This window comes from Pseudoalteromonas sp. MTN2-4 (genome assembly GCF_042848605.1).
Lineage (GTDB): Bacteria > Pseudomonadota > Gammaproteobacteria > Enterobacterales > Alteromonadaceae > Pseudoalteromonas.
This window is the reverse complement of record NZ_BTGK01000003.1, coordinates 372488-396299: the sequence shown is the minus strand read 5'-3', so window position 1 is coordinate 396299 and position 23812 is coordinate 372488. Positions and strand designations below refer to the sequence as shown.

Below are 23812 nucleotides of genomic sequence, written 5' to 3'. Positions count from 1 at the left end.
GTGTGAAATCACATTTTTTAAAGATGCAACTTGATGCCAATAAAGCTTTTATTGTCTTTGTTGTAATGAGTCTTTTGTTATCGGTATTTATAAGCGTGATGCTAGTAGGAAGGGAAGCATCTTCAGTATTAAATGGTTACAAGCAACAAGCATCTGAAACAGAAGCGAAGCTCAGTGCAAAATATGTAGAAAATTTTTTAGAAACTAGAATTTTGTTGCTTAAAGATCTATCAAGTCAACCTATTATCATTAATGGTGTTATGGGATCTGGTGTATCAGAAGCGTCTTTAAATGATTATTTGTCTGAATTTAAAATTCTTGGGATCAAAGAACAGCTTTGGATCTTCAATGTCCTTGGGGATTATGTGTATAAAAATAGTGAAGAGCTGGCATTGAAAGAAACTCCTAGTGATTGGCTAGAAGATTTACTTAATGGGGAGCTTTCACACGCTATATTGCTTGATCAAAACCAAGGGCACGCATATTTCAAATTGGCAGTACCAATTAATTATAACGGATTCACCGAAGGGGCGCTGATTGTCAAGTTTGAAACCCCCATTGATGTTTTATTATCTGAAGTTTTAGAGTCGAATACACATGGAGTAAAACTATCAGGTCCTTGGTTAAGTTATTCAAATTTAAGTACAAATAACAAGTATGACTCAGTGTTAAAGTCTGACCTTCATAGTGCGGGTTTAATGCTAAATTATCTAGTTGATTCTACTTTAGTAGAAAAACAAGTGAATCAAGTCATCATAAGCATCGCCAGTGCAATTTTTGTGAGTCTATTTTTATCATCCTTATTTTTATTCTTAGTAGGCCAAAAACTTCTTTTAAATCCCTATAGAAAGCTAGAGTTGTCTCAACAAGCAACAAAGTTGAGTGAAGAAAGGTTAAACCTTGCTATCAACGGGAGTTTAGATGGTATTTGGGACTGGGATATAAAAACAGGAAAAGTATTTTGTTCTGAACGTTTTAGAGAGTTACTAGGCTATATGCCCAATGATGAGTTTCCAGAGGACTATACGGTCTTAGAAAGAATGGTTCATATTGAAGACCGTGAATATGTTAAAAGCAGTTTAAAAGCGCACCTTCAGCAAAAAGCAATTTATGATGTACAGCATAGATTCATGACCAAAAAAGGAGAGTTTAGAGTTTACAGAGTTAAAGGAGATGCATTATTTGATAGTACTAACAAAGCTATCAGGATGGCAGGGTCAATGACTGATATTACAGAGCAAATACAAGCCCAACAAGCGTTGAAAAAAGCGAAAGAAGAAAATGACCTATTAGCCCTATCTATTGATGCTAGTAACCTTGGAGTAACAATTAGTTCAGTCTCCGACACAGAGCTACCTCTTATATATATAAACCAAGCTTTCACTAACATCACAGGTTACGGCGAAGAGATCTTGGGGCAAAGCTGTCGTTTCTTACAAGGAGAACAAACGTGTCAGACTTCAGTTGATAAGATCAGGCTAGCCTTAAAAAATCATGAATTAGTGAAAGTAGACCTTTTAAATTACAAAAAAAATGGTCAACCATTTTGGAATAGCTTACAGCTATTTCCAGTACACAATGAAAAGGGTGAACTTACTGCTTATGTGGGAATTCAACAAGACATAACGGATAGGGTTGCTTCAGAAGAGGCATTGAAAGAAGCCAAAATAATGGCTGAGCAAGCTAGTGTTGCCAAAAGCGAGTTTCTGGCCTCAATGAGTCACGAAATACGTACTCCAATGAATGGGGTTCTAGGTATGCTCAATTTACTACTAAATAGTGATTTAAATGCTGAACAGCAGCACCGAATAAATGTCGCAATGAGTAGTGCTAATTCTCTTTTAACTCTAATCAATGACATCTTAGACTTTTCAAAAGTAGATGCAGGAAAGCTCGAGCTTGAGCACTTAGAGTTTGATTTGCGAGGCTTGCTAGGTGACTTTGCGGAGTCAGCCGTCATACAAGCACATAACAAACGGATAGAACTTATTTTAGATGTAACAAACATAGACGAAGCCGTTGTAATAGGTGACCCTGGTAGGTTGAGACAAATCTTAAGCAATTTAGTAGGTAATGCAATTAAGTTCACCTCAGATGGTGAAGTTCTTATAGAAGCTTCGTTGATTGAGCATGACTCCCATAATTGGCAGTTAAATTGTAATATCAAAGACACAGGTATTGGCATATCGCCTGAACAGCAGACAAAACTCTTTCAATCATTCACTCAGGTTGATGCTTCAACAACCAGAAAATATGGCGGTACAGGACTTGGTTTAGCAATAGTAAAAAAACTCTGTGAATTGATGGATGGCAAAGTTTCTGTTTCAAGCCGAGCAGGCAAAGGATCTTGTTTTAGTTTTTCTACTCTACTAGGAAAGAGTAACGCGTCATTTCATGTAATTCCTGATGTTGAGATGAAAGAGCTAAATATTTTACTTGTAGATGACAACAAAACTAATCGTGAAGTACTCAGAGCGCAGCTAGAACATTGGGGGGCTTCAGTCACAGAAGCGCGTTCAGGGATCGAAGCCTTAACTATCAGCGAAGCCTATTTTGCAAAGCACAATAAATGCTTTGATATCGCATTTTTGGATATGCAAATGCCAGTCATGGATGGGGCGAAATTGGGTGAACATATAAAAGCAAACGAACACCTAAAAGCCACGAAGTTAATTATGATGACTTCGATGTGTCACAAAGGCGATGCAAAGTTTTTTGCTAACTTGGGCTTTGATGGATATTTTCCCAAGCCTGCGACAACATTTGATTTATTTGCAGCACTTTCAATTGTTGCAGAAGATGGGGAAGCTCTCAAAGGTGCAAAGCCTCTAGTCACGACTCATTATATTAAGTCTCTAAAAGCACAATCTGTTTTAAAGCCTGAAGAGATATGTTGGGGAGAGGGGATCCGGATTCTTTTAGCTGAAGATAATCGGGTTAATCAAATAGTTGCTCAAAGTATGTTGGCAAAACTAAATTTAACGCATATTGATATTGCAGCAAACGGTGAAGAAGTGATACAAAACTTATTAAATACAACAAGAGATACCAAATACAGCGCCATTCTTATGGATTGTCAGATGCCAGAAGTGGATGGGTATGAGGCTTCACAAGCGGTTAGAAATGGAAAGGCAGGGGAGCTTTATAAAGATATCCCGATCATTGCGATGACAGCAAATGCGATGGTTGGTGATAAAGATAAATGCCTTGAAGCAGGTATGGATGACTATATTTCAAAGCCAATAAAACCCGAAGTTTTATTCGAGCGCTTGCTACAATGGCTTCCCTACAAAGAAATAGAATCATGAGATTAACAGAGCTTGAACTTATTTTTTCGAAGTGTGAACCACTTCCTGCTTATACTAACTCTTTTTTTAGTCACTATTTTTATCGCCAATGATGATAAACTTTTACCACTTGTTTTAACCTATTTGATTATAACCAATTCGACATTTTGTATTTTATTTTTACTTGATAAAAAACGGGCAAAAGTGAATGGGCAAAGAATAAGCGAATTTTGTTTATGTATTGCAGCGCTTTTATCATTTAACCTTTCAACTTTATTGTTGCAAGAATCAATACGCCATAAGACAATAAAGTGGCAGTTCAACGGTAAGCTTTTCATCACGTTTTTAATTCAAAACATACTTTTACTTTCTTATTTCTTTGTTACGGTATTTGATATTATCAATTAGTAGTTTGTCGTTGCGCTTTATCATCATGGCTAAACTGTTAAAATACGCGTTAGTTTTAAGGGCCGAGAAATCACATGAAAAGAACAAAACTAGTTAATCAATTAACCGAACTATTAAAACCATTTTCTATTAGCGACTATTGCCCGAATGGTTTACAAGTCGAAGGGGCAGACGAGATTAGTAAAATTGTCACGGGTGTCACTGCCAGCCAGGCGCTGATTGATGCAGCAATAAAAGCTGGTGCAGATACGATTTTGGTTCATCATGGTTTCTTCTGGAAAGGTGAAGACCAAACTATTACGGGCATGAAACAAAGACGTATTAAAGCTTTATTGGAAAATAACATAAATTTACTTGCATACCATCTTCCTCTTGATGTTCACCCAGAACTTGGCAACAACGCGCAATTAGCAGAGTTACTTGACATAACTTACGAAAGAGCTTTGGAGCCATGGAATAAAAACTGTGTGGCAGTGAAAGGCAAACTTAAAACACCAATGAGCTTAGATTCATTTGCCCAATTGGTCGAAGAAAAGCTAGATAGAAAACCATTAGTAAATCAAGCGGGCGACCACTTGATTAAAACCATCGCTTGGTGTACTGGTGGAGGCCAAAGCTTTATCGATATGGCCGCTAGCCAAGGCATTGATGCCTACTTAACAGGTGAAGCATCAGAGCAGACAATTCATAGTTCTAATGAACAAAACATCCACTTTATAGCAGCAGGCCATCATGCTACTGAACGTTATGGTGCCAAAGCTTTAGGCGAATACCTTGCTAAAACCTATGATTTGGACGTTGAGTTTATAGATATCAATAATCCGGTTTAACCGTACAATATGAGTAAGATAGGCAAAAGCTATAAAGATAAATTAGCGCGAGATAGAAGCTTTAATGCTATCTCGCAAAAATTTAAGAAAAATATTTACGGTACACCCAAAGGCAAAATACGAGAAGCCGTTTTAAAGCGTGACTTTTCTAAGCATATTCCATGGCTGGAAAATACTACAGCACCAAAACGAATAATAGATATCGGCGGTGGGCAAGGACAGTTATCGATTTACTTGGCTAGTTTGGGCCATCACATCACGCTGGTGGATATATCGGAAGAGATGCTACAACTAGCGAAAGAGTACGTGGACCAAGCGGGTTTAAGTGCTCAATTCGAATTTATTCACGCACCTTTACAGGCATTGCCTGAATTAGAGTTAGGTACTTTCGATTTTGTTCTATGCCATGCTGTACTTGAATGGTTAGTTGACCAAGTTGAGGCGATTACAATTTTGTCAAAGCTCGTCAACGATGCGGGTTATTTGTCTTTAATGTACTTTAATAAAGATGCGCATTTATTTGCAAATATGGTCTATGGAAACTTTGATTATGTAAATCAAGGGTTACGTGTGAGACAGAAGGTTGGTTTAAGTCCTAATCATCCTGTAGAACCTGAAGTTGTAGATAATGCTTTAAGTTGCGAAAATTTTCAGCGACTTTGTAAAACGGGTGTACGTTGTTTTCATGATTATTTGCGAGAGCTTGAAAAAGGTAAAGCGCAATTTGATGACTTACTTGCATTAGAGCTTAAATATAACCAACAAGAGCCTTATGCGTCACTCGGTCGCTATACGCATTTATTGCTGCAAGCAAATTAGTGATTCTCTTAACCAAAATAATGAGCCCTTAAACAAGGGCTTATTCAATTCATTTTTGGTGTTATTTATCAGTCATTAACGCCTTGACGTATTTTACCGGGGTACTGCCATAGCTTAAAAACTGCTCATGAAACGCTTTTAAGTTAAAGTCATCACCTTGAGTGGCTTTTAACGACTCTCTAAAATCATAAATCTCCCTATAGCCGCTGTAGTAACTAGTTAACTGGACTTGGCTCAATGTCGCACGACGCCATTTACCTTCAGCTTCCGTTTTTTCTTGGAAAGCACCGTTCATTAACAGATCTAGGCCTTCTTCTTTGCTGATCCCTTTTACTTGAATAGCATAATCTAGAATAGTGTTACAGATGACACGAAGATTCCACTTATAGTACATAAGCCACATTTCTGGCTCAAAATCACCATAGCCTTCTTCTAACATCATACGTTCAGTATACACAGCCCAACCTTCAATCATCGCGCCATTCGCAAAAATACTTTTAATTAAAGAAGGAGACTCGTTTGAGTAAACTAATTGCGTATAGTGGCCAGGGATCGCTTCATGAATATTTAAGATCTGTAAAATCCAGTGGTTATATTCTCTTAAATATGACTGTGCTTGTTCATCAGACATATTATCGAGCGGAGTTACATTATAATACGTGTTTTCTTTTTTATCGTATGGACCAGGTGCACTAATAGACGCACCAGCAAAGCCACGCATATACTCTGGTGTTTCACGAACTACCAATGGCTTTTCTGGGTCTAGCGTGATCAGATCTTTTTCTCTGACGAATGCTTCTAAGTCTGGAATTTGGCGCTTGATTTCAGGCACGAATTCGTCACGAGCAACATGCTTGACCGATAGGTGCTTGATGAGTTTCGCTACTGCATCTCTGTCTTCAGATGGGCGTTCAGCGTTCGGAAAATACTTACGCCATAGTTCATCTGTGATCTTAACCATCTCAGTGGTCACGCGATCTTTGTCAGCAACAGCTTTGTGATACATCTCTTTTGCGCTATACCCAGATTGAATATCTAGTGCGAACTTCTCTTCATAAAGCTTTTCACCAATTCTAAATGAACGGGCGTTATCATTTTCTACAAGAGACTTTTCAAGTTCAGTTAGAAAGTCGATGTAGCCATTGATTGCGTCTTTTGCTGCATTGAAACGTTTAGCAAAAAGTGCTTTATCAATTGAAGATAAATTTGAAGCTTCAACTTGCGCTAATAGCTCATCTTTAAGCACACTAAAAGCGCCTCTGTTTTGGCCGATAGCAAGCTGGGTATATTCTAAAGTTGGGTTATAAATGTTTGCTTTTGCAGCATCGTAATATGCAGGCACGTATTGAAGACGCTTTAAAACGGTCGCAAACTTTTCGTCATCGGTTTTAAAGCGGCTATTTAAAATTGTCGCAAACCCGCCAGATACATTGTAGTTAGACGGGTTCCATTGCCAGCTTTTGAAGGTTTCTGAGTGCCAAATGGTGCGTTTTAAAGCATTTTCAATTAGGTAATAATCCGTCTTTTGCGCTGTTGGCAATGAGTCTAAATCGAACTGTGCTAGTTCGTTTAATTTTGCGTTAGCAAAAGACAATGTGCTTTCGCGATAGGCTTGATTTGGAATACTGATAATATCATCGTATTTACCATAGCCTGCCCAAGCCGAATGCTCAGGGAACTGTTTCCAATAATCATGGATAAACTGTTCAGAGAAGTTAGCAAAATTTTGTTGTACTTGAACCCTGTTATTTTCAGTTTGTTGTGTACTTGTTTGTGTACAAGCAGTCAGTCCAAGTGCTGCGACAAGTGCGAGCGAGAGTGCAGTTTTTTTCATGGGTGTTCCTTGTTAGTGATTCTAATCTATTTTATCAGTTTTTTCATAATTAGCCTGTGCATCAGGGGTAGAAGGCAAAAAAGCTGCGCCGGATTGCGATTTACCACAAACATCATCAGGGTTATACATAGGGCATTGCGTCATAGATAAACAGCCGCAACCGATACATCCGTCGACTTTGTCTCTGATCTGCTCTAGATATTCAATTTGTTTGGTCAATTGTGCTCGCCATCGCTGAGATAAATTTGCCCAATCTTTTTTAGTCGGGGTTCTATTTTCAGGCAATGCATCTAGGGTCTCTTTGATGTTTTGTAATGTAACCCCCATATGTTGCGCTGCTTTGATCACAGCAATTCGCCTTAGCACATCGGGTTTGTATCGACGTTGATTTCCTTGATTTCGCCAACTTCTGATCAACCCTTTGGTTTCATAGAAATGCAGGGTTGACACTTTTACGCCAGCACGTTTGGCAATATATCCGACAGACAAAGTAGCATCTTGAAGTGGTTTGCTCATTATCATCTCTTAAAAACGTGTTTTAGCGACTTTAAACACATTTGTCAGAATTTGCTAATAGTATAACGTGTCAATATGTTACAGTTTTCGTGATATTTCACGAGGAATGCTATGTCTCACTTACTTAAACGCCTGTTAAATGACCCTGAACTACTTCTCAACTCTGTTGGCGAAGGTATTTACGGTTTTGACCTATCTGGTAATGCAGTATTTATAAACCCCGCAGCTGAACGTATGACAGGTTGGAAAGCCGAAGAATTAATAGGTAAAAAAATACATCAATACCATCACCATAGCCATGCTGATGGTTCACCGTATCCGGCAGATGAATGCAACATCTACTGTACTATGTTTGATGGCAAAGTAAGACAAATATCCGACGAAGTGTTCTGGAGAAAAGATGGCACTAGTTTCCCTGTGGAATATACCTCTACGCCAGTATTTAAAGATGGACAAATTATCGGGGCTGTCGCGATATTTCGCGATGTAACAAAGCAGCATGAAGCAGAAAGTGCACTGAGAGCAGCATTAGAGCAAGTCCAAACTTTAACTGAGCAATTAAAAGAAGAAAATTCTTACTTGTTGGAAGAGTTAAATGCAGATTGGCAAGAGTCAGGGTTAGTAGGTCAAAGTCATATATTTCAAACCATGCTTGAGCAAATCAACCTTGTCGCACAAACCAGCAGTACTGTGTTGATTTTAGGTGAAAATGGCACAGGTAAAGAGCTTGTTGCCAGAAACCTCCATAGATTGAGTAATCGCAGCTCAAAACCATTTGTAAAAGTAAATTGTGCGGCTTTTACGCCTAGTTTATTAGAGTCTGAATTATTCGGGCATGAAAAGGGGGCATTCACAGGCGCCAATGAGAGAAGAAAAGGGCGTTTTGAACTCGCCGATACAGGCACTCTATTTTTAGATGAAATTGCGGAGCTATCACTTGAGGCACAAAGTAAACTTTTGCGCGTACTACAAGAGCAAGAGTTTGAACGTGTAGGTGGCAGCAAAACCCTAAAAGTAAATATTCGTATCATAGCGGCAACCAATAAAGATTTGTGGCAAATGGTTGGAAAAGGTGAATTTAGAATGGATCTGTATTATCGCCTAAATGTCTTTCCTATCAGAGTACCTAGCCTAAAAGAGCGAAAAGAAGATATTCCATTGTTGTGTACAAACCTCATTAATCAGCTCAATAAAAGGTTAGGTAAACACTTAATGGGACTGACAAAGTCAGCGATAGACAAACTTCAAGCTTATGATTGGCCAGGCAACATCAGAGAGTTACAAAATATATTAGAGCGAGAGGCTATTTTGTCTAAAGGACGATTAGTGTCAATTTCTCAGCCATTAAACATGGGTGATGAACAAATGCTTGAAGGTCAAAGTTTAAGGCTCGATGAGGCAGAGAGACTTCATATTGAACACGTATTAGAACTTTCTAATTGGCGTATAGCGGGCCCAAAAGGTGCAGCGATTAAATTAGGGCTCCCCGAGAGCACATTACGCTCTAAAATGAAAAAGCTTAAAATAATAAAAAATCGCGAAATATAGCGCGCTACGTGAAATTTCGCGTTTACATATTTTCATTATAAAATTATGCGTATAAAAAACAATTGCTTATAAACTTTCAGATTGGACTGAAACTTGCTCTATAGACATTAACCAATGTTAGTAGAGCAAGTACTATGAAGTTTGATATTAAAGAAGAAGACATGATCATTAAGCCACATAAATCGGAGGGCCCGATTTATGTGCGCGAACAAAAAGGTTTTTTCCAAAAAATCCGTCGTAATCTTGGCTGGGTTTTAATGCTGACCTTTATTGCTATCCCTTGGCTGCAATATAACGGCCAGCAGGCAGTGTTGTTTGATGTAGGCAGCCAACATTTTAGAATTTTCGGCCTCACATTTTTACCACAAGATTTTATGATTCTGGCTTGGGTATTTATGGCGGGGGCATTTGCGCTTTTCTTTGTGACTAATTGGCTGGGTCGAGTATGGTGTGGTTATGTGTGCCCACAAACCATTTGGATGCTAATGTTTACTTGGGTGGAGCACCGTATTGAAGGCAGTCGCAATAAACGCATTAAACTAGATAAAAGCCCTTGGGGTACAAAAAAAATTGCGTTAAAAACAGCAAAGCATAGTGCTTGGTTAGCTATCTCTCTCTTCACTGCTACGTCATTTATGGCGTATTTTATACCTGTACAAAAATTATATATCGACATGTTCACACTAGAATGGTCAGGTCTAGTGAGTTTTTGGGTATTCTTATTTGCATTCTGTACCTATGGTAATGCTGGGTTTTTAAGAGAAAAAATGTGTACGGTTGCTTGCCCATATTCACGTTTTCAATCAGTGATGTTTGATAAAGACACGTTGCTAGTCACCTACGATGCACAACGCGGCGAATCAAGAGGTAAACGTAAACGTAAACAAGATCCAAAAGAACTCGGTCTTGGTGACTGCGTTGACTGTAACCTGTGTGTAGAAGTTTGCCCAGCAGGTATTGATATTCGAAATGGTCTGCAATATGAATGTATAAACTGTGGTTTGTGTATTGATGCCTGTGATGACACGATGGATAAATTTGGCTATGCCAAAGGGCTCATTAAATATCAGAGTGAACATGAAGCATCAGGCAAAAAAACCAATCCGTTTAGACTAAAGCTACTTGGATATGCAACCCTTACTGCGCTAATTATTTTAATTATGGTGGTGTGGGCGTTTAATCGTACGCCAATTGAGGCATCTGTGATCCGAGACCGTAATGCGTTATATCGTGTTAACTATGAAGGGTTAGTCGAAAACCCTTATACGTTAAGCGTGATCAATAAAACGCAAACCACCATGAGCTATACGATTAGTCTTGAAGGGTTAGAAAATGCTGAGCTTAATGTACCTGCTGTGATTGAAATTGAAGGGGGAGAAATGTTGCAAATACCTGTTACCGTTATTAAAGACGGTTACGACTTAAAGGTCAAAGCGACTCCAATTAGTTTTACCATTGAGTCTAAGCAAAAAGCAGACATAAAAATAACGAAAGAAAGTTATTTTTATAAAAACTAGTTGCTTATGAGGGGCTTATATTAGCCCCTTTTTTGAAGCAGTTGAATACATATTAGTTTAGTTATTGAACACTTTTATTGAACTATAAAGATTAATGCTGCTTATTGTTTGTAGATTAATTTCTTGTCTGACAAGCTAAAGTGCCTTACTCTCAAAGATTTTTTTATTTTATAAATCATCATTGTTAGTCGTAAAATTTATTGATTGTTTAATTCATTGACTAAGTTCTGTTGTAAATTTACAGGAACCCACCTCAACATTAACGAAGTGTATTCTGGTGATTCCTTGATCTTACTAAAGTTCATATCGACTTTCTTTAAAAACTGCTGGCTCTCTTTAGATTTATTACATCCAATGAAACCTAAAACGGTTTTTGGCGATTCAGAGATTTGCAATTGAATAAACGTACTCTCTTTTTTTAGTTTGGATTGAAGATAAAGGTGCTCACCGGGGTAGCCAATAATAACGTCAACTCTTTTCTTAAGTAACATATAGGTTAGGCTCTGTAAGGAATCTTTACCTGCACGAATTATTATATCGTCTTTCGGAATTTTGAGGATAATCATATCAACATGGTGCCCATACGAACGTTCAGTTGATTTGCCAAGAAGCAGATCGTTTTTAAAGATTAGGTCTTTTAACGAAGTGGTGGTAATACCTTTGGGTATTACTTTTTCAGCAACATCTTTGTGCATGGCAATGGTTGGTGCTAGGCCAATCGTGGAGTATTGCTCAGAAAAATAAAATTGCTGTTTTCTGTGCTCAGTTTTATACAGAGACAACATACATGTTGTTTGTTTGCTATGTTGTAATTCAAACAAAGCTCTACTAGATGGAATAAATACCTGTTTAAATTTGTATTCAGGAAGCGACTGCGAAAGTAAATTTATGACAGCTTCATCCCTACCTTGTCCTTTGTCTTCTCCTTCTAAAATATAATATGGCGCAAAGTCTACCTTTAAAAAAGTGACAGTTTTAGCAATTGATTCAAAACCCAAGAGCAGAAAAAAAATAATGACTAGAAACTTAAACATTTTTCTACATTTCAAGTATACAGATATTAAGTGTAGCAAATGGCTGATATAAGATTCCAAATAAACAAAATCTTTACAATTATTTATCAAGTGGTAGATTGTAGAAAAGTTAATTTCACATCACCAATACGTTGTCAGTGGTAGAATATGAAAGTTTAATAAGAGTCTGTAAATAAGGACCCACAGCTATGAGAACATTAATTGTATCCGATATCTTTGGTTGTACAAACCAGCTTAAAGATTTTTGTGAGCAGTTTTCAGGTAAAGTGCTAACTGTTTCACCTTATGATGTAACGGCATCAGATGATGAACTTCATGAACAATTAATGTACGATAAGTTTATAGACAGGTTAGGCCACGACGGGTACGCAAATAAAGTTCAAGAGGCTCTGATTAAATTTAGCCCTGATTTTATAATTGGTTTCAGTGCAGGTGCGACCGCTGCCTGGCGTGCTTTAGCTATGACCCCCTTGAAGCGAGTACAGAAGATGATCGCTTTTTATCCTGGTCAAATCAGACATTTCACAAGTTTAAATCCAAACTGTCATGTAGATATCTATTTTCCAGATATTGAAAAGCATTTTGATCTTAATCCTGTTATAGCCACATTGAAGACAATCCCATGTCTTTACGTTGTTAAATCACGGTATAAACACGGTTTCATGAATGCATTATCTGAAAACTTTAACCATGATGCATATCAGCATTACGCGCAGATTTGTTTGAATGAGCAACAAAACCTACAAGAAATAACAGATAATCATCTTCTATCTTGTCAGTCGTAGAATATTTTTTGTGATTTACAAGTAGCTTATTGAAAAACAAAGTTAAGTATCTCCTTTGGTCACATAAGACATTTAAACTATACTTCGTCTTGCACACATAAATCTGCACTGAGAGTATGGAAATGTCTAATTTATCCCCGAAAAGCCTTTTATCAACACTGATATCTTTGTCTTTAATGCAATCGTGTTATTTATACGCGAATGAAAGTATAGAAGTCATAGAAGTGTATGCTCAAAAAAGAAAGCAACTTGAAAGTAAGGTTAGCGTGACTGTTAATCAACTTAAAGGGGAGCAGATAAGTAGCACTGGTTTAAAAGATACAACAGACTTAGGCTTGCTTATTTCAGGTCTTAAAATCAGTCAAAATGCAGCAGAAGGTACGCCACCCGCAATAAATATTCGGGGAATAGGCTTACTAGATTACAACACTGCAAATACATCTCCGATAGCAATGTATGTAGATGGAGCATCTGTTGGCTCTGCTAATAATCAAATATTAAACCTATTTGATATCGAGCAAGTAGAAGTTTTGAAAGGCCCTCAAGGTACTTTGTTTGGCCGAAATAGCACTGGCGGTGCAATATTGATCAGAAGTAAACGTCCGGATGCAGGTGATTATGGTCAACTTACAGTCGGAGCTGGTACCGATGGTTTTTATAAAAGTAATGGCTTTTATAATGTACAGCTAGATGATACTTCAGCGTTTAGGGCTGCGTTTAATCATAATCGCTACGACTATACGAGCTATAATGTATTTCCTACTTCACCAGAGGCGGGAATGGAACAAAATGATCTGCGATTGAGCTATCTGGGTCAGTGGTATGAGTTGGAATGGTATTTAAAGTTAAATTACAGTCACTGGAATGGTATTGCTCAACCCGTCGGTAATATAGGCATATTCTCAGATCCTGTAAATCGTGTGATGTGCTCAGTTGGTGATATTAATTCCGGAAATTGTGTTGATGCATTTGGGTTTAACGATGGTGTTGATGACTTCTGGGCTGTGAGCGTAAATAATGCCTCTCCTCATCATGGTATAAATAAAGGCTGGACAAGTGAATTAACTTGGCAATTTAGTGATGATACATCATTCATTTGGCTAAACAGCTTTAACCGCTTAGATAGAGAGCATGCATTCAATTGTGATGGCTCTCCTGCGAGGTTATGTGAAGGTCAATTGGGCGTTAAAGCAGAAGTATTAAATAACGAAGTACGTTTGAACTATGAATTAGGCGATGATCATTTCACACTTGGTCTGTTCTCATTACAAGAAAGAATTTATCAAGACAACTATAATGACATTCTGAGAGATTTACGTGGCACGCAATTTGGCAGTAACTCCGCCAATTTCTTTTATGATAATGACTTAGTTAGTAAGTCATTCGCACTATTTGGACAATATGATTGGCAACTGTCTGAGCGCTTAATCCTTACAACGGGTCTTCGTTACTCTGACGAAGTGTTTGAATATGATTCAATAAGTAACATTAATGTTGTAGTAGATGCTAGCTCATTAGAAGGTGTTTTATTGCCTTTCTATCATGTTGATGGCGAAGTCAAAGATGATGACATTTCAGGCAAACTTTCAATCATTTACTCATTGAGTAACAATCATTCAGTATTTTATAGTCTAAGCAATGGTTATAAAAGTGGTGGTTATTACGGAGGATACTTATCGAGCCCTGAGCAAGCTATGCTTGCAGATTATGGTCCAGAAGAACTTATTTCGAATGAAGTCGGTGGTAAGTATATTAATGACAATAGAACGTTAAAAGTAAACTGGGCCTTGTTTCACTATGACTATAAAGGTCAACAAGTCTTCATGAATCAACCATCACTCGTTGAAGGAGCTCCACCGATACAGCTTCTAGAAAATGCTGGTGAATCAAAGGTTTACGGTTCTGATATTGATGTTAAGTATAAATTAACAGATGAATTTAACACCACCTTAGGGTTTAGCTATATTCCACATGCCGAATTTGAAAAATTTATTGACCCACTTGGCAATGAACTGACAAACCATCGCTTACCTTTTACTTCAGAAATGAATATAAATGGCGCGCTTACTTATGAAACAGACCTACAAGCTAACCTAAGGATGACAGCAACGTTGGGTTTTGATTATCAGTCTGATTATTATTTTGACCAAAATCAAAATATACTAGCTCACCAACCAAGCTACACATTGTGGTATTTGAATAGCCAAATTACTTTTAAAGACTACCAGCTAAGGTTTTGGGCTAAAAATCTATTTGATAAAGAATATAGTCACTTAAAATTCGATTTATCTAGCTTCTTAGGTATGTTAGAAGACTTTAAAGGTGAGGGCAGGCGTGTTGGGCTAGAGGTTTCATATAACTTTTGATTGATATGATGAATAAACATAGAAGAGTAGTTGGCTGACTAAATGCGTAAATTGATACTTTATATTACGCTGATTATATTGAGTATTGTGTGTGCGGTGTCACACGCACAGACATTTAATTATCAACATAACATGCAAGAAACAAATTTACATGATTCTGCTTTGCTTTTAAAATCGAAAGAAAATGTGGTCTTCCCATTAAGCTACCAGTCTGTAAAAGCGTGGCAACAAGGCCTTGAGATACTGCCAAAGAGGGCACTTTTTGGAGGAAAGTATTGGCTTGTTACTGAGCTTGTAAATCATACCAATGACATAGAGTTTGTCTTATACCCCTACAATACCGTTGTATCAAGAATAGAAAGTAAGCTCTACAGTGAAGATGGGGAAATTCAAACTATTGTTACAGGGGGAGAAGTCAGTAATGAATTTGCATTTCATTACGGTAACTCAATTCGACTTAATCCGAATGAAAAATATGTATTGGTGACTTCTTTTGAAAGTGATTTTTTTTACACACCCATCAAATTTGTCATTAAACCTAAAGAGGAGTTCGAGCGTTTAGTCGTTACTGAAAATTTGGTAATGATTTTATGCTTTGGTGTTGGCTTAGTTTTAGGCTTGTACAATATACTCATTTACTTCGGCTCAAAAGACAAAACGCATTTATATTACGCATTATTTGCAATTTGCTGGGTATTTGCGTGGAGTCACTTTTTCCACATTTCTGATCAACTATTTGGCTTTTATTCGCCGAATTTACACTGGCTTGGTTTTGCCTTAACGCCGCTAACGAATATCCTTTTTTACATTAACTTACTCAAACTTAAAGAAACCCATCCAAAACTAACCAATGGGTCACTCTTGCTAGGTGTTATAGCTGCTTGTGGAATACCAATGGCGATGTTGTTTCCAAGTTTTGGTTTTCTCTGGGCCACAATCGTTACTGGCGCAGCACTTTGTTTGGGACTCTATGTAGGTTTTTTGCGAATAAGCGAAGGCTTTAAACCAGCAAGATATTTTGTACTTGCGTATGTCGCAATGGCCATTCCAAACATGATTGGTAATCTAACTAACCTTGGTGTGTTGCCTCCATCTAGCTTAAACCTCTATCTACTTGGACTAATAGGGACAGCAATGGATGCTCTGTTGCTGGCATTTGCTGTTGCAGATAAGTTTAGATTAACCAATTTAGAAAATGTTGAGCTTAACAAAAATCTAGAATTGAAAGTACTACAAAGGACTCAGGAGTTAGAAGACTTAGCTTCTGAATTACGTGATGCTAGTGAAGCAAAAAGTCGATTTTTAGCAAATATGAGCCACGAAATTAGAACGCCGATGACTTCAATTATTGGTTATGCAGATGGCATGTTGCTTGGTGACATAAAGCCCTCTGAAAAAGGGCATGCTATCAATGTTATTCTCCAAAATGCCAGACATGTACAAAACCTGATAAACGACATTTTGGATATGTCTAAGATTGAAGCCAATAGGTTGGAAGTAGAATTAATTGAAGCAGATATGTTTAGATGTATTGCTGAAATTGAATCACTCCTCGGTAAACAGATAAGAGATAAAGGTTTAGAATTTGAGTTAAATTATCATTTTCCTTTACCGAATTTAATTGTTATAGACCCGACCAGATTCAGACAAATATTGCTAAATCTAACTTCAAACGCATTAAAATTTACCAGTGTGGGTAAGATCTGTATTGATGTTTCATGTGGTGACGAGAAGTTGCAAATTTCGGTGAGAGATACCGGAATAGGCATGACCAAAGATGAAATTAAATCATTGTTTACTGCTTTCCATCAGGCTGATACTTCTACCACACGGCGTTATGGTGGTACGGGCTTAGGTCTGAATATATCAAAAAGTTTAGCCCGTAAGCTTGATGGTGATATTACCGTTGAAAGTAATGTTGGCTCAGGTACAACGTTTGCACTTGAATTAGGTTTATATACAACCAAAGATACTCAATGGGTGAGCAATCTTAATAAGTTGCCGCAATCTCAATTAGACCCACAATCTATAGATACTAAGGGTATACTTAAAGGCAAAGTATTGCTTGCTGAAGACCATCCTGATAATAGAAAGCTTATCACCATTATACTTGAAGGCATGGGGCTTCAGGTGGTCACAGCAGAAAATGGCCAAGAAGCTGTTCAAGCTGTTTTAGATCATGAGTTTGATTTAATATTATTGGATATACAAATGCCTATAATGGATGGTGAAGAAGCATTTAAGTTTATCCAAGCAACTGGGGTTAGTTCACCCGTATTAGCATTAACCGCGAATACCATGACCCATGAAGTAGAGCGTTATTTAAAAATGGGCTTTACGGATCATTTGTCAAAACCCATCGACAGAACAAAATTCCATAAGAAAATCAGTCATTATCTCAACCTAGAAGTAGAAGAGTTAAACTTGCCTATCGGTGAATATGAAGCACTACAAAATAACTACCTTCAAGGATTAGAAGAACAAAAACACCTTTTGCACTCAAGTTATGAGAATAGTGATTTCGTGGCACTGAAAAGGCATGTACATGCCATCAAAGGGACAGCAGGTATGTTTGAGTGTCACGAAATTCATAACCATGCGACACAACTGGATGAGTTACTGAAAAGCGGTAGTTTAGAAGATGTTGACGTACTGTTAGACCTTTTAGTCAATGCGATGTCTGATGCTTCAAAAGCAGTTATGAATTAATGACTTTGCTACTTTCTTCAGTTTGTCAAAAGTAATACTTATTTTTTAAAGATCTTCCTCTAAGAATTAATACTTTACATTGCTCCATGCTTTGGTGGTATATTGTATGCAAAATAAAGGTGGAGGGAGCTAAAGTGTACTCTAATCATAAATCGGGATTTGGAAAGAGCTTTTATATTGCCAATATCATGGAAATCTTTGAACGATTAGCTTGGTATGGTTTTTTTGCAGTGTCATCTATTTATATGACGACTCCAAAGTCACAAGGAGGTGTCGGATTTTCTGATATTGAGAGAGGAGCAATTCAAGGGATCATTCCTTTCTTTTTGTATTTATTGCCTGTTCTAACTGGTGCACTTGGTGATCGAATAGGTTATAAGAAAATGTTTATCATTTCTTTTGTTATAATGGCGCCGAGTTATTATTTACTGGGCCAAGTCAAAGACTTTTGGTCATTTTTTATAGTACTCAGCTTCGTCGCTTTAGGTGCCGCATGCTTTAAGCCAGTCGTGGTTGGCACGATTGCTCATAGCACCAATGACCAAAATAGAGGGCTTGGTTTTGGTATATTCTATACCATGGTTAACGTCGGTGGGTTTCTAGGTCCGCTAATAGCCGGTGCTATGCGAGCGATAAGTTGGGATGCGGTATTTATGATGTCGGCGGCTTGGATATTATTAAATTTTGTGCCAGTTTTATTTTTCTACAAAAACCCACCATCACTTAAAAAGCAAAGCGACAAAAGCTTAAAAGAAACGATAAATGAGGCACAAAGTGTGTTAGGAAATGGCCGTTTTGCTTTGGTTTTATTTGTTTCTATCGTATTACTAATGTGTGCGGGTGTAGAGTGGTTATCTTACACTCAAGCATTTTTGACCATTGTGCTTTGGCTTATTTCAAATGTAATTTGGAATTTATTTGCAAAAGAAAGTGCATCAAGTTGGTGGCAAGAGAAAGTAAAAGTCAGTAATGCTAAATTTGCGATATATCTTGCGATTTTAACGGGTTTTTGGACGGTTTATAATCAACTTTTTTACACTGTTCCTTTGTTTATTCGTGACTTTGTTAATACCAAAGATTTAGTTCAGTTCTTATCTTTATTTGGGCAGGGCGCAGTTGATTTCTTTGCCTTCGTAGATGAAGAAAAAATATCTGCAGCTATAGTGACTTTATTTAATGATATTAAGATGAGCAATGCCATCGAATTTGAAACTTTGAGGCTTGAGTGGGTGCATTTAAAAGTAAATGTACCAACTAATGAGTTAGCAAATTTGGTTAAAGAGTTACGTTTAATTGCAAACAATACTTATGAATTAAATAGTACACAAATACAAAACTATACAGCTTACCTTTTGGCATACCGACAGGTTAACCCTGAGTACCTAATTAACTTAGACTTTGCTGCAATCGTTTTACTACAAATCTTTGTGAGTTTACTTTGTCAAAGGTTTAAGTCTATATATGTATTAATTGCTGGACTCATCATAATCGCGGCTGCATTCATTTTTTTAATTGGTTCTCAACACAATATGGTTGGTTGGGTGATTACAGTTGTGATTTTATTAATTGCATTAGGTGAAATGCTTACCTCACCAAAGAGTCAAGAATATGTAGCAAGCATAGCACCGAAAGATCAAGCAGCCTTGTATATGGGTTATTACTTTGTTTCTATGGCATTAGGTTTTTTGTGCGCAGGCTTTTTGTCAGGTTGGAGTTATGCGAATTTAGCAATAGGGCAGAATAAACCAGAACTGATGTGGTCATTATTTACTGCTATTGCTGGTGTAACGTCTATTGCGCTGTGGTGTTTTAATCGTTACTCAAAAAGTGAGGCTGCAGAGCAAATGATACCAATACGTAATGACACTTAATTACATTATGTGATTGAACCTGATTGCAGTTGTGCCGAAGATTTCTCATTTAGAACAATTAATATTGCAAAATTCGCCTTGACTACATGGAAGTAGGTATATCAGCGATAGCAGGACGCGTGAGTTGTGCTGCCAACAATGTTTTCTTTCCTCACAATAGAGTATCTAGTTCGTCTGAGTGGTCTTATAAATTAATGTTGAATAAAGAATTCAAAATAATAAAAAGCCTTAGAAAAACATCTAAGGCTTTTTTCTTGTCTATACAACTACTGACATTTGTTTGTAAATACAGGGAAAACATTAACTCAATAATAATGCTTGTATTTTTGATTATGCTCTGACAGTTAAGGTTGATTTTGGTGCAATTACTAATGTGACTAATTAAGCCCACTTATTACATGGTGTGTCATTAACAACTCAAGCACTAAATGGGGAAAATATCTTGTCTATACAACTTATTGTAAATACCAAAATAAGAGGTAACTCACTAATAATGCTGGTATTGCTGAATATAGTGTGGCAATTAAGGCTGCCTTAGGTGCCATTGCTAAAGCAGGGAAAAGTGCATCTCCATCATTAGATATGGCATTACCAACTAAAGCACTAAATGGAATAATACCTTGTATATACAATGTAGTGATGACTATTTGAGGGCCACAACCCGGTAATAAACCGATTGCAACAGCAATGAGTGGGGCATAAATCGCATATTCACTAAACCAAGCTCTAAGGTCTAGCCCAAACACACTCACTGCAATTTCATAAAGCATAAAGCTAGCGATGACCCAGGCTGTTACAAAGTGGGTATCTTGTATTATTCGAGAAAACTTACTGGGTGGTGATACTTCCTCATCTTCAGCTGTAATTTGTTGATAGGTTTTACCTTCTGAAGAGAATGCCCAGATGGTGACTGCGATAGCTGCAAACAAAGCACCAAAATAAGTGATGGCATTATCAAATTCGCCGAAATCTACATTAAATGCAATGAGTAAAGATATAGCCACACAAGGCGCTAAAAAGCACTTCCATAGCTTTTCACCAACATGAATGGCCTTATTCGATTTCATGCAATCATGGGCATAATTTGCACCTTTTTGAGGGTGACAAAATGAATCAGCATGGAACAAGTGGACAATTAAACCACTTATTATACCAGTAGCGATGCCTATACTAATTACACTCAAAGCAGCAAAAGGATCTTTAGCTAGTAGAAGAAAAGCAGCGTCTCCCATCGTGGCAGTTAATACAGCGACAACAGAAGCAAAGCTGGCTTGTTTCTTAGTAAATTGAGTAACTACAATAATAGCTCCACCACAGCCTGGGAGGGCTCCGAGTATTGCTGCGAAGGTAATTTCTAATGTAGGTGATTTTGCTTTTAAGTAACTGAGTTCAAGTTGAGGTAACCTGTCAACTAAATAGTAATAGATGAATAAGGTTGCGGCGACGAAAACAGTGACCTGAAAAAATGCATCTGCAAGGGTAGGTATTGTAATCGATCTTATTGGTTCATAGAGTAAAGACAGAAGTATAAAAACAGGTAAGACTAGTCGCTTATTAGCAAGCATGAATGCAAGCGAACTGAGAACAGGTGAATGCCTTAACGTTGTGAGAGTGATCATAAAGTGCAACCAATAAATATTATCAGTTGCACTTTAGTGCTAATTTAAATAAAAATCAATCTCATTTGAGTTTATTTTCTATTGAATTCAGCACCAGCTTTCCATGTTGGCCATTCAGCTTGTTGAGAAACGTCATAGCCAACTTGGAAGAACAACTGCAAATCTTGAACTGCACCGCTTAAGTCCCATTCATCACGGTATCTGTCACACGGTTGGTGATAACAGCCACGAAGAACTAAACTCATTTTCTTACGATAGTTTGCTGTTGCTTCATCTAGTGCTTCTGTACCACCACCAGCGTACATCGCAGGTACGCCCATATTTGCGAATGCAAAGTGATCTGAGCGGTAATAACCACCTGATGCCGGACGTGGATCTCCAGAAACTACACGACCCTGAGCTTTTGCAGCATCAGCCAACATTTCGTCTAGGCTTGATTTACCGATACCCACTACGCTGATATCTTTCACTTTACCAAGTAGGTTTAAGCTATCCATGTTGATGTTAGCAACGGTTTTTTTTGCTGGAATGACCGGCGTATTCGCATAGAATTTTGAGCCAAGTAAGCCTTGCTCTTCCGCAGTTACTGCTAAGAAGGTGATTGAACGGTCTGGACGAGTTGGCAGCTTAGCGAATGCTTCTGCTACTTCAATCATACCACCAGTACCCGTCGCATTATCATGCGCGCCGTTATAGATTTGGTCACCTTTACGGTTTTTATCCATACCTAAATGGTCCCAATGAGCTGAGTAAACAATATGCTCTTCCGGCTTTTTGCTACCAGGTAAAGTCGCAATAAAATTGTACGACGTTGATGTCTTAATCTTGCTTTTAACAGTTACTGAGGCGGTTAAGTCACCCATATCAACATGATAGGCGCCTTGTGCCGCTTTTTTCTTAGCATCCTCAAAGTTTAGACCCGCTTTTTCGAACAGCTCTTTAGCTACATCGACAGTTACCCAGCCTTCAACGGCTACACGATCCATGTTTTTATTTTCTTTTTGGAAGCCAAATTGCTCGCCACTCCAAGAGTTCTCAACAACGCTCCAAGGGTATGAAGCAGGTGCTGTTTCATGAATGATGATTGCACCCGCAGCACCTTGGCGACTGGCTTCTTCGTATTTGTATGTCCAACGACCGTAGTAGGTCATGGCTTCACCTGTGAACATGCTTGGATCTTTGGTCGCAAAACCAGGATCATTAACCAGCATTACAACTGTTTTACCTTTAACATCTAGGCCTTCGTAATCGTTCCAGCCATACTCTGGAGCATTCACACCATAGCCAACAAACACCATTTCAGAATTGTTGATTGACTCAAGTTCGCTAATGCGACCTGTGCCCATCACCATTTCTTTTTTGTATTGGTAAGCTTTACCACCAATTACTAGTTCCATATCAGAGTCAGCTTCAATTGAAACAAGCGGCACTTCTTGGAAGAAACTATCACCATTGCCCGGTTCATAACCGAGAGCTTTAAAGTGTTTTGTTAAGTAGGCTAGAGTAAGCTCTTCACCTTTCGAAGAAGGGGCACGGCCTTCAAACTCATCAGAAGCGAGTGTTTTAATGTGCTCTGCAAGTTGTGTTTCGTTGATGCTGTTGTAAGCGGTTTGAATATCGTTAGATGTGTTACTTGTTGATACGCAACCTGCAAGCACAGCTGCAGCAATTGCGCTAAGTGTTATTCTCAGTTTCATAATCACTTTTTTCTTTTAATTAAAATCGCTTAAGTATACACATTTCTATACTGCTTGTTCGAGTTAAAGCGATTAACCGCCTTAGTTGGCGTGAAGACAAGTTTACGATAAAATCGCGAAAATTTTTAAGCCTGTAGTCCTATGAAAAGATTTGTTGCCTCAGAGACATTTTCTCAATCCTGTCTTAATAATGGTGCTTTTGAGCATCTAAATACATTGTTTAACCTCAACTCACATACAGACTGGCCAAGTTTTGATTGGTTAAACGGGTTAAAAGACTTAAAGAAGCCACAAGGATTAAATATTTGTTTTACACCTAACTCTGAATTAGAAAATGAAACACGTTACTACGAAGCAATTATCTTCGAAACAGGGAAAGTACCAACACGAGAGCAAAACTGGCATGACTTATTCGGCGCTCTCATATGGTGTCTATTTCCAAAAACCAAAGCACTTCTGAATGAATTACATATTGAAGAAATAAAAGCGCATGGCACAAAACAAAGAAGTAAAAAAAGAAATGCAATTACATTATTTGACGAGTGTGGCGTTATATTAGTGGTTAATAATGATGAAATAATTTCTCAGCTTAAATCACATCAATGGTCAGATGCTTTTGTGGATCAAAGAGCACAGTGGGGTAAAAATTATTTACCTTTTACATTTGGCCACGCTAACTACGAAATGATGACCAACCCGTTTATTGGGCTTACAGGTAAGCTAGTTTGTATAAATGTTGAAGAAAGTTTTTACCAATTAAGCTTAGAACAGCAATATCACTATTTAGACGCGCAGCTTTATCAAATGATTCAAGATGGGTTATTAGAAGACAATAAAAAGATGTCACCCCTACCATTATTAGGTGTGCCTTCATGGTATGAAGAAAACAAAGAAGCAAGCTTTTATAAAAATATAGATTATTTTCGCCCAAAACGAAAATAATCGTGTTTTAAATCAATAGAAAAGCGCCTA

16 protein-coding genes are annotated in these 23812 nt (G+C 37.7%); 11 read left to right on the top strand and 5 right to left on the bottom strand.

The genetic code is table 11. The features are described from left to right. The first annotated feature begins 2 nt into the window (after positions 1-2). The 4 genes from ACGHEH_RS10610 to ACGHEH_RS10595 all read left to right on the top strand — a co-directional run bounded on the left by ACGHEH_RS10610 (position 3) and on the right by ACGHEH_RS10595 (position 5344). The gene (locus ACGHEH_RS10610) at positions 3-3308 is read left to right on the top strand and encodes a response regulator (RefSeq protein WP_390444964.1); all 3306 of its coding nucleotides are present in this window, start codon (positions 3-5) and stop codon (positions 3306-3308) included. A gap of 33 nt (positions 3309-3341) precedes the next feature. Next, positions 3342-3695 (top strand): DUF1294 domain-containing protein, encoded by a 354-nt coding sequence (locus ACGHEH_RS10605; RefSeq protein ID WP_390445191.1) that lies wholly within the window; start codon positions 3342-3344, stop codon positions 3693-3695. Between the two features lie 74 nt (positions 3696-3769). After that, positions 3770-4525: a Nif3-like dinuclear metal center hexameric protein gene (locus ACGHEH_RS10600; RefSeq protein ID WP_390444961.1), complete on the top strand. Its 756-nt coding sequence runs from the start codon at positions 3770-3772 to the stop codon at positions 4523-4525. Between the two features lie 9 nt (positions 4526-4534). After that, on the top strand, positions 4535-5344 hold the full coding sequence (locus ACGHEH_RS10595) for a methyltransferase domain-containing protein (protein WP_390444958.1): 810 nt from the start codon (positions 4535-4537) through the stop codon (positions 5342-5344). A 61-nt stretch (positions 5345-5405) separates the two neighbouring features. Here the strand turns inward: ACGHEH_RS10595 and ACGHEH_RS10590 are convergent, their stop codons facing one another. Beyond that, positions 5406-7178 (bottom strand): DUF885 domain-containing protein, encoded by a 1773-nt coding sequence (locus ACGHEH_RS10590; RefSeq protein WP_390444955.1) that lies wholly within the window; start codon positions 7176-7178, stop codon positions 5406-5408. 21 nt (positions 7179-7199) lie between these two features. Then, a complete protein-coding gene (gene soxR, locus ACGHEH_RS10585; protein ID WP_390444952.1) occupies positions 7200-7700 on the bottom strand; it encodes a redox-sensitive transcriptional activator SoxR in 501 nt (166 codons plus the stop codon). A gap of 105 nt (positions 7701-7805) precedes the next feature. Between soxR and ACGHEH_RS10580 the strand changes: the two genes are divergently transcribed. Then, entirely contained in the window at positions 7806-9242 is a 1437-nt protein-coding gene (locus ACGHEH_RS10580; RefSeq protein ID WP_390444949.1) for a sigma-54 interaction domain-containing protein, read from the top strand. 134 nt (positions 9243-9376) lie between these two features. After that, the gene (ccoG, locus tag ACGHEH_RS10575; RefSeq protein ID WP_390444947.1) at positions 9377-10759 is read left to right on the top strand and encodes a cytochrome c oxidase accessory protein CcoG; all 1383 of its coding nucleotides are present in this window, start codon (positions 9377-9379) and stop codon (positions 10757-10759) included. A gap of 197 nt (positions 10760-10956) precedes the next feature. On the opposite strand, the gene ACGHEH_RS10570 is transcribed toward ccoG, so the two are convergent. Continuing rightward, complete coding sequence (locus ACGHEH_RS10570) at positions 10957-11793, bottom strand: transporter substrate-binding domain-containing protein (protein WP_390444945.1); 837 nt, start codon at positions 11791-11793, stop codon at positions 10957-10959. Between the two features lie 188 nt (positions 11794-11981). On the opposite strand from ACGHEH_RS10570, the gene ACGHEH_RS10565 reads away from it, so the two are divergent. The 4 genes from ACGHEH_RS10565 (at position 11982) to ACGHEH_RS10550 (ending at position 19524) form a co-directional block, all read left to right on the top strand. Continuing rightward, a complete protein-coding gene (locus tag ACGHEH_RS10565) occupies positions 11982-12578 on the top strand; it encodes a hypothetical protein (RefSeq protein WP_390444942.1) in 597 nt (198 codons plus the stop codon). Positions 12579-12700: 122 nt separating this feature from the next. After that, positions 12701-14944, top strand: a complete 2244-nt coding sequence (locus ACGHEH_RS10560) for a TonB-dependent receptor (protein WP_390444940.1) — start codon at positions 12701-12703, stop codon at positions 14942-14944. A gap of 42 nt (positions 14945-14986) precedes the next feature. Further along, positions 14987-17653 (top strand): 7TM diverse intracellular signaling domain-containing protein, encoded by a 2667-nt coding sequence (locus tag ACGHEH_RS10555; protein WP_390444937.1) that lies wholly within the window; start codon positions 14987-14989, stop codon positions 17651-17653. Positions 17654-17841: 188 nt separating this feature from the next. After that, the gene (locus ACGHEH_RS10550) at positions 17842-19524 is read left to right on the top strand and encodes an MFS transporter (RefSeq protein WP_390445189.1); all 1683 of its coding nucleotides are present in this window, start codon (positions 17842-17844) and stop codon (positions 19522-19524) included. Between the two features lie 455 nt (positions 19525-19979). Here the strand turns inward: ACGHEH_RS10550 and ACGHEH_RS10545 are convergent, their stop codons facing one another. Both ACGHEH_RS10545 and ACGHEH_RS10540 read right to left on the bottom strand, forming a co-directional pair. After that, the gene (locus tag ACGHEH_RS10545; protein WP_390444934.1) at positions 19980-21089 is read right to left on the bottom strand and encodes a putative manganese transporter; all 1110 of its coding nucleotides are present in this window, start codon (positions 21087-21089) and stop codon (positions 19980-19982) included. Positions 21090-21214: 125 nt separating this feature from the next. Beyond that, entirely contained in the window at positions 21215-22840 is a 1626-nt protein-coding gene (locus tag ACGHEH_RS10540; RefSeq protein ID WP_390444932.1) for a M28 family peptidase, read from the bottom strand. A 141-nt stretch (positions 22841-22981) separates the two neighbouring features. Here ACGHEH_RS10540 and ACGHEH_RS10535 point away from each other — a divergent pair, with 141 nt between their 5' ends. Continuing rightward, positions 22982-23782 (top strand): DUF3025 domain-containing protein, encoded by an 801-nt coding sequence (locus tag ACGHEH_RS10535; RefSeq protein ID WP_390444929.1) that lies wholly within the window; start codon positions 22982-22984, stop codon positions 23780-23782. The last annotated feature ends 30 nt before the right edge of the window (positions 23783-23812 follow it).